The sequence below is a fragment of the Streptomyces gottesmaniae genome (assembly GCF_031845845.1).
Taxonomy (GTDB): domain Bacteria; phylum Actinomycetota; class Actinomycetes; order Streptomycetales; family Streptomycetaceae; genus Streptomyces; species Streptomyces akebiae.
The window spans coordinates 24,347-30,826 of sequence record NZ_JAVRFJ010000070.1; the positions used below are offsets into that span (position 1 = coordinate 24,347).

A 6,480-nucleotide genomic window follows, 5' to 3' on the forward strand; every position below is an offset into this window, starting at 1 on the left:
ATGGACGGCTCTCTCGGCGACGGAACCGCAACTTTCAAGCACTAAGGTCATGGCCGTGCGCGTACTTCTGGTGGAAGACGACGAGCCGGTCGCCGAGTCCCTGCGACGAGGGCTCCTGCGATACGGCTTCGAGGTGCAGTGGGTCAACACGGGCGGGGCGGCGCTGTCGTACGACGGCCCGTACGACGTCGTCCTCCTGGACCTCGGGCTGCCCGACACCGACGGCCTGGACGTCTGCAAGGCCCTGCGGGTCCGCAGCCAGGTGCCGATCATCGTGATCAGCGCCCGCAGCGACGAGACGGACCGGGTGGTCGGACTGGAGCTCGGCGCCGACGACTACGTCTCCAAGCCGTTCGGCGTGCGCGAGGTGATCGCCCGGATAAGGGCCGTGATGCGCCGCGTGCAGCCGCGCGCCGCCGACGCGCCCGCCCCCGGCCCCGACCGCTACGGCCCCCGCCTCACCGTCGACCGCAAGGCCGCGCGCGTGCACCTGGACGGCACAGAGGTGGCACTGGCCCCCAAGGAGTACGACCTCCTCGCCTTCCTCACCGAGGAGCCGGGCGCCCTGATGTCGCGCGAGCAGATCATGGAGGCGGTCTGGGACGCGAACTGGTTCGGCCCGACGAAGACGCTCGATGTCCATGTGGCCGCGCTGCGGCGCAAGCTCGCCGGGGCGATCACGATCGAGGCGGTGCGGGGGGTCGGGTTCCGGCTCATCGTCACCGAGGCGGTCGAGACCGCCGGCTCCGCGCGTGAGGGCGACGGCACGCCATGATCCGTCAGCTCATCCGCAGCTACGTGCTCCTCGTGGCTGTGGCGATCGCCCTGTTCACCGTGCCCGTGGCGTTCACGCTCACGGATCAGCTGCGGGAGGACACCAGCGAGGCCGTCCAGCGCGAGGCCGAGACGATGGCCCGGCTGCTGGGCGTGGGCGACACCGCGTCCTGCGAGGCCCTGGCGCAGCTCGCCGGGGCGTACCCGCCCGACGAGGAGAAGGTCGAGGTCACCGCGACCGACAGGTGCGTGCCGGACAGGCTGCGGCGGCCGACGTCGGACCCGGCGCTGGCCAAGGCCCTGGAGCAGGGCGAGGAGACCATCGACTGGGGCTCCGACTTCATCTGGGGCGACAACCTGGTCGTCACCGTGCCCGCCTTCGAACGCTCGCCGGACGGGCGGACACAGACGGACGAGGTCGTCGGCGCCGTCCGGATCAAGTTCTCCACCGACCACCTCACGGACCGGCTCTGGCAGATCTGGGGCTTCCGGGCGGGCCTGGCCGTGCTCGTCCTCCTGGCCGCCGCCGGCATCGGCGTGTTCGCCGCCCGGCGCCTGACAGCCCCCCTCCGCCAGCTCAACGAGATGGCCAGCAAGATGAGCGACGGCGACCTGACGGCCCGCTCCCCCGTGACCGGCCCCCAGGAGACACAGACCCTGGCGCGCACGCTGAACCAGGCGGGCGAACGGCTCGACACCCTGATCGCGTCGCAGCGCATCTTCGTCGCCGACGCCTCCCACCAACTCCGCACCCCGCTCACGGCGTTGCGGCTGTCGCTGGACAACATCGCGGACGGGGTGGACGACGAGTTCGTACGGGAGGACGTGGAGCAGGCGACCGCCGAGGTGGTCCGGATGAGCCGCCTGGTCAACGGTCTGCTGGTGCTGGCGCGGGCCGAGGCGAAGGTGACGGCGGCGGAACCGCTGTCCCTGCGGGACGTCATCCAGGAGCGCCTGGACGTGTGGAGACCGGCCGCCGACGAGCGTGGAGTCACCATCACGCTCAGGGGGAGTGCCGACGGCCGGCCGCTCGTGCTGGCCAGTCCCGGTCATCTGGACCAGGTCCTGGACAACGTGCTCTCCAACGCCCTGGAGGTCTCGCCGGACGGTGCGACGATCACGGTCTCGGTGGAGACCCGGGGCGAAGAGGTGGTGCTGTCGGTGCTGGACGAGGGGCCCGGTATGTCGGACGCCGAGAAGTCCCGCGCCTTCGACCGCTTCTGGCGCGGTCAGGGCCTCACCGGGAAGTCCGGGTCGGGCCTCGGCCTCGCCGTCGTCAAGCAACTCGTCACCGACGACAACGGGACCGTGGCCCTCAAGGACGCCCCCGGGGGCGGGTTGTGCGTCGCGCTCACGCTGCGCGCGGCGCGACAAGGGGGTGGCTGAGCCGGGGGGTATGGCCCAGCCACGACTGGGGAGGGACTCCTTCCGGTCAGCCCTCGGGCATCGCCGACGAGTGGTGGTTGACGATCTTCCACACGCCGTTCCGCTTCTCGTACTCGTAGGTGTAGCGGGCGTCGACCCTCTTCTTCTCACCGGTCTTGGGGTCGGTGAGGATGAAGAAGTAGGAGCCGGTGTCGATGGCGGAGTTGGCGTCCAGGACGTTGATGATCGTCTTGGTCTTCGTGCCGACCGGCTTGTTCTTCAGGAAGTGGTCGAAGTAGTCGACGAGGCCCGCGCGGTCCGTGCGGATCTTGTTGGAGACGGTCGGCAGGAGGACCGCGTCCTTCGCGTACCGGTCGGCGACCTTCTTGGAACTGCCGGTCTGCAGCGCCTTGTTCCAGCCGTCGAAGAGTGCCGCGATCTCCTTCTTGGAGGGCTTCTTCGGCGCGGCCTCGGCCCCGGCCATGCTGACACCGGCGGTGACCGTGCCGGCGGTGACCAGAGCGGTGGCGGTGATGATGGCGGCGCGTATCCGGTTCTTGCGGGTCATCGCGATCTCCTGTGCGAGTGTGGGGTGTTACTGCCTCCGCTTTCTGTGCGGTGGAAGTGACTCAAGATTCGCGTGACGCCGGTTAGGGGCCGTGCAGGAGACGTACAGGGGGCGTCCAGGGATCACCCAAAGCACGGAGGGTGACGGACGGTCACTCGGCAAAGGGCGACCCGAGGGAGGTGCCGCCGCGATCACCTTGTGGCCCATCGCCGTCACCCAGGCGGGGGCACCGAGGGTGAGGGGGGCCGGTGGGGTCACGCGTGGCTGCCCGGCGTGCAGCGGTTCGGGCCGAACTCCGCGAACATGCGCAGGGTCACCTACGTCGGCGTCCCCGCCCTCGACGGCAACACGTTCCCGCTGCGCTGGTACTCCGAGCCGACGCCTCGAACTGCGTACGTGGAACCGGAGTCGCTGCGCACCGCAGTGACGACGGCGTTCCGCGGGGTAACCGACAGCCATGAGCGAAGTGCTGCTGACTGAGACTTTCCGTAGTGCGTCGGGGGCCGTGCGGTGGGGCACGATCGGGGAGGCCGGGCAGGAACCGGTCGTGCTCTGCCACGGCACCCCCTTCTCCTCCTACGTCTGGCGCGGCATCGCCCAGGCACTGGCCGACACCGACCGGTACCAGGTGTTCGCGTGGGACATGCCCGGGTACGGGGAGTCGGACATGCACACCGGCCAGGACGTGTCCCTGGCCGCGCAGGGACGCGTCTTCGCCGAGCTGCTGGCGCACTGGGGGACGGACGAACCCTTCGTGGTCGCGCACGACTTCGGCGGGGCCGTCTCCCTGCGGGCCCACCTGCTGCACGGGGCCCGCTACCGCGCGCTCGCCCTCGTCGACCCCGTGGCGCTCGCCCCGTGGGGTACGCCCTCCTTCCGGCTGCTGGGCCGTCACGCGGAGGTCTTCGAACAGCTGCCGCCCGCGCTGCACCGGGCCCTCGTGCGGGAGTACATCGGCTCCACCGGCGGCCCCGGACTGCACCCGACCGTCCTCGACCGGCTCGTCCAGCCGTGGCTCGGCGAACACGGGCAGCCCGCCTTCTACCGGCAGATCGCCCAGGCGAACCAGGCCCACACGGACGAGATCCAGGGGCGCTACGGGGAGATCGGCCTCCCGACCCTGGTCTGCTGGGGCGAGGACGACGGGTGGATTCCGCTGGCGAAGGGGCGGCAGCTGGCCGGCCTCATCCCCGGCGCGCGATTCGAGCCGATCGCCGGTGCGGGGCACCTCGTCCAGGAGGACGCTCCCGCCGAACTCACCGCCGTACTGCTGGACTTCCTCCAGGAACAGCAGCCGTACTAGAGCGTCCCCAGCGCCGGCGCGAACGCGATGAGGAGCGGGAGGAGAGCGAGGAGCGCTGCGGCCGTCGTGGTTGCCGCGCGCCGGGTGCGGTCGAGGCGGGGCGGCGGCTCCAGCAGCCGCTCCACCCGGTCGCCCAGCAGCCGGCGGGTGTTGGAGCAGCTCAACACGCCCCGGTGCTGGTTCAGTTCGATGAGGGCCAGGGCGGTGGTGAGGTGGCCGCAGCGGCGCGACGCCGTGTCGTCGGCGGCGAGTTCCACGAGGCGGTGGGTCTGGTCGGCGAAGTGGGCGAAGAGGGGGATGCGCGGGAAGCCCGTGGCGAGGGCGGTGGAGAGGTGGAGCAGCCAGTCGTGACGGGCCCGGGCGTGGCCCAGCTCATGGGTGAGCACCGCGTCCAGCTGACGGTCGCTCAGCCTGCCCAACGCCCCGGTGGTGACGACGAGTCGGGGCGGCGCGCCCGGCATCAGCCACGCGTCCGGGTACTCGTCCTCCAGCACCAGCAGCGGCCCCCGCGCCTGCGGCAGGCCCGCCGGGAGGTCGGGGGCGCGCTCGCGCAGGTGCGCGCGGCGCAACTGCCGACGCCGCCGGGCCTCGACCAGCTCCCGGGCGAGCATCGCACCGCTCCACGCCGCCCCGCAGGCCAGCGCCAGGGTCAGCACGGCCGTCCAGGGCGGGGCCGCCGTGAGGTCGTAGGCGGCGGTCACGGCCGGGGGCGCGGGCGCGAAGGCGTGCGTGCGGACCGTCTCGAACACCGCCGCCGCGCCCAGCACCAGCGCGGCGAGGCAGCTCAGCAGCGCCGCCGCCACCAGGCACTGCCACGCCCACAGCGCGACCACGGGTTCCCGCTCGGGCCACCTCGCCCTGAGCAGGGCACGAGGGCCCACCACTGCGGCGGTCAGAGCCACGGCGACGAGAAGGAGCAGGAGAACGGTCACGTCACTGGGTCCGGTTCCTGTCGGGGGGCGGGTACGAGCAGGTGCGAGAAGACGTACGGACGTCTCGTACGACGACGGTGCCTACGCTACCGCCGGTACCCGCACGCGCAGCACCCCTTCGAGAAGCCCCCGCACGGTCACGGGACGCCCGAGGGCGACGCGGCTACTTGACCTCGCGCAAGCCCAGCGGGCCCGCGATCTCCTCCGCCATGACCTGGCCCGCCTCGAACTCCAGGGTCTCGTCGCCCATCAGTTCCTGGTCGGTGTCGAGGCCGTCCAGCTCGGCGAGGGGCTGGTTCAGCCGGACGTGCGCCACCAGGGACTGCAGGGCCCGGAGGGTCGCCGACGCCGTGGAGCCCCAGTTGGAGAAGTAGGAGAACTGCCACCACCACAGGGCCTCGGTGGTACGGCCCGCGCGGTAGTGGGCCATGCCGTGGCGGAGGTCGGCGATGACATCGGCGAGGTCGTCGGAGATCCGGGCCGGGACGGGCGCCTTGCGGGGCTCGTAGGGGTCGAAGACCTCGGAGTACACGTCGACCGGGTCGAGCATGGCGGCGAGGCGTTCGCGGAGGTCGTCGACGTCCGGCTCGGGGCCCGGGTCGGGCTCGTAGCGCTCGTCCGGCACGATGTCCTCGTGCGCGCCGAGGCGACCGCCGGCCAGCAGCAGCTGGGAGACCTCCAGCAGCAGGAAGGGCACGGCCGAGTCCGGCTCGTCGCCCTTGGCCACCTCGGTGACGGCGACCAGGAAGCTCTCGATCTGGTCCGCGATCTGGACGGCGAAGTCGTCCGGGTTGTGGCCCGTCGCGTGCAGCGTGGCGTCAGACATCCAGCAATCGTCTCCCCTCGAAGGCGCGGCCGAGGGTCACCTCGTCCGCGTATTCCAGGTCGCCGCCCACCGGGAGGCCGCTGGCCAGGCGGGTGACCTTGAGGCCCATGGGTTTGATCATGCGGGCGAGGTACGTGGCCGTGGCCTCGCCCTCCAGGTTCGGGTCCGTGGCCAGGATCAGCTCGGTGACCGTACCGTCGGCCAGGCGGGCCAGCAGCTCTCGTATGCGCAGGTCGTCGGGGCCGACGCCCTCGATCGGGCTGATCGCGCCGCCGAGGACGTGGTACCGGCCGCGGAACTCGCGGGTGCGCTCGACCGCGACGACGTCCTTCGGTTCCTCGACGACACAGATGACGGACGGGTCGCGGCGCGGGTCGCGGCAGATGTTGCACAGCTCCTCCTGCGCCACGTTGCCGCAGGTCGCGCAGAAACGGACCTTCGCCTTCACTTCGAGGAGGGCCTGCGCGAGCCGCCGCACGTCCGTCGGCTCCGCCTGCAGGATGTGGAAGGCGATCCGCTGCGCGCTCTTGGGACCGACGCCGGGCAGCCGCCCCAACTCGTCGATGAGGTCCTGGACCACGCCTTCGTACACGGACTGCCCGTCCTTCCTGGTGTCTTTCAGTACGTACCGTAGTCGGCCGCCGCCGCTCCGAGGAAGGCGGTGCCGGGCACGGATGGGCTCGCACGGGGGTGCGGAGAGGAGCGGGTGGGG

At 71.5% G+C, this 6,480-nt stretch carries 8 protein-coding genes; 4 read left to right on the top strand and 4 right to left on the bottom strand.

What is annotated here, in order from left to right:
- Window positions 1-55 precede the first annotated feature (55 nt).
- Together RM704_RS43410 and RM704_RS43415 are read left to right on the top strand one after the other, a co-directional pair.
- Window positions 56-775, top strand: a complete 720-nt coding sequence (locus tag RM704_RS43410) for a response regulator transcription factor (RefSeq protein ID WP_311593381.1) — start codon at window positions 56-58, stop codon at window positions 773-775.
- Window positions 772-2,160: an ATP-binding protein gene (locus RM704_RS43415; protein ID WP_033524565.1), complete on the top strand. Its 1,389-nt coding sequence runs from the start codon at window positions 772-774 to the stop codon at window positions 2,158-2,160. Before RM704_RS43410 ends, RM704_RS43415 begins: the two co-directional genes overlap by 4 nt.
- A 46-nt stretch (window positions 2,161-2,206) precedes the next feature.
- Here the strand turns inward: RM704_RS43415 and RM704_RS43420 are convergent, their stop codons facing one another.
- The gene (locus tag RM704_RS43420) at window positions 2,207-2,707 is read right to left on the bottom strand and encodes an SgcJ/EcaC family oxidoreductase (RefSeq protein WP_033524564.1); all 501 of its coding nucleotides are present in this window, start codon (window positions 2,705-2,707) and stop codon (window positions 2,207-2,209) included.
- Window positions 2,708-3,010: 303 nt separating this feature from the next.
- Here RM704_RS43420 and RM704_RS43425 point away from each other — a divergent pair, with 303 nt between their 5' ends.
- Both RM704_RS43425 and RM704_RS43430 read left to right on the top strand, forming a co-directional pair.
- Window positions 3,011-3,187: a hypothetical protein gene (locus RM704_RS43425; protein ID WP_192829531.1), complete on the top strand. Its 177-nt coding sequence runs from the start codon at window positions 3,011-3,013 to the stop codon at window positions 3,185-3,187.
- Window positions 3,165-4,010 carry an alpha/beta fold hydrolase gene (locus RM704_RS43430; RefSeq protein ID WP_033524563.1) on the top strand — a complete coding sequence of 282 codons (846 nt, stop codon included), beginning with the start codon at window positions 3,165-3,167 and terminating at the stop codon, window positions 4,008-4,010. The genes RM704_RS43425 and RM704_RS43430 overlap by 23 nt, the downstream gene beginning before the upstream one ends.
- Here the strand turns inward: RM704_RS43430 and RM704_RS43435 are convergent.
- From RM704_RS43435 to recR, 3 genes are all read right to left on the bottom strand, one after another.
- Window positions 4,007-4,942 (bottom strand): M56 family metallopeptidase, encoded by a 936-nt coding sequence (locus RM704_RS43435; RefSeq protein ID WP_033524562.1) that lies wholly within the window; start codon window positions 4,940-4,942, stop codon window positions 4,007-4,009. The two genes, RM704_RS43430 and RM704_RS43435, sit on opposite strands and share 4 nt — an antisense overlap.
- 163 nt (window positions 4,943-5,105) lie before the next feature.
- On the bottom strand, window positions 5,106-5,768 hold the full coding sequence (locus tag RM704_RS43440; RefSeq protein WP_033524561.1) for a DUF5063 domain-containing protein: 663 nt from the start codon (window positions 5,766-5,768) through the stop codon (window positions 5,106-5,108).
- The gene (gene recR, locus RM704_RS43445) at window positions 5,761-6,360 is read right to left on the bottom strand and encodes a recombination mediator RecR (RefSeq protein WP_033524560.1); all 600 of its coding nucleotides are present in this window, start codon (window positions 6,358-6,360) and stop codon (window positions 5,761-5,763) included. The genes RM704_RS43440 and recR overlap by 8 nt, the downstream gene beginning before the upstream one ends.
- Window positions 6,361-6,480 lie beyond the last annotated feature (120 nt).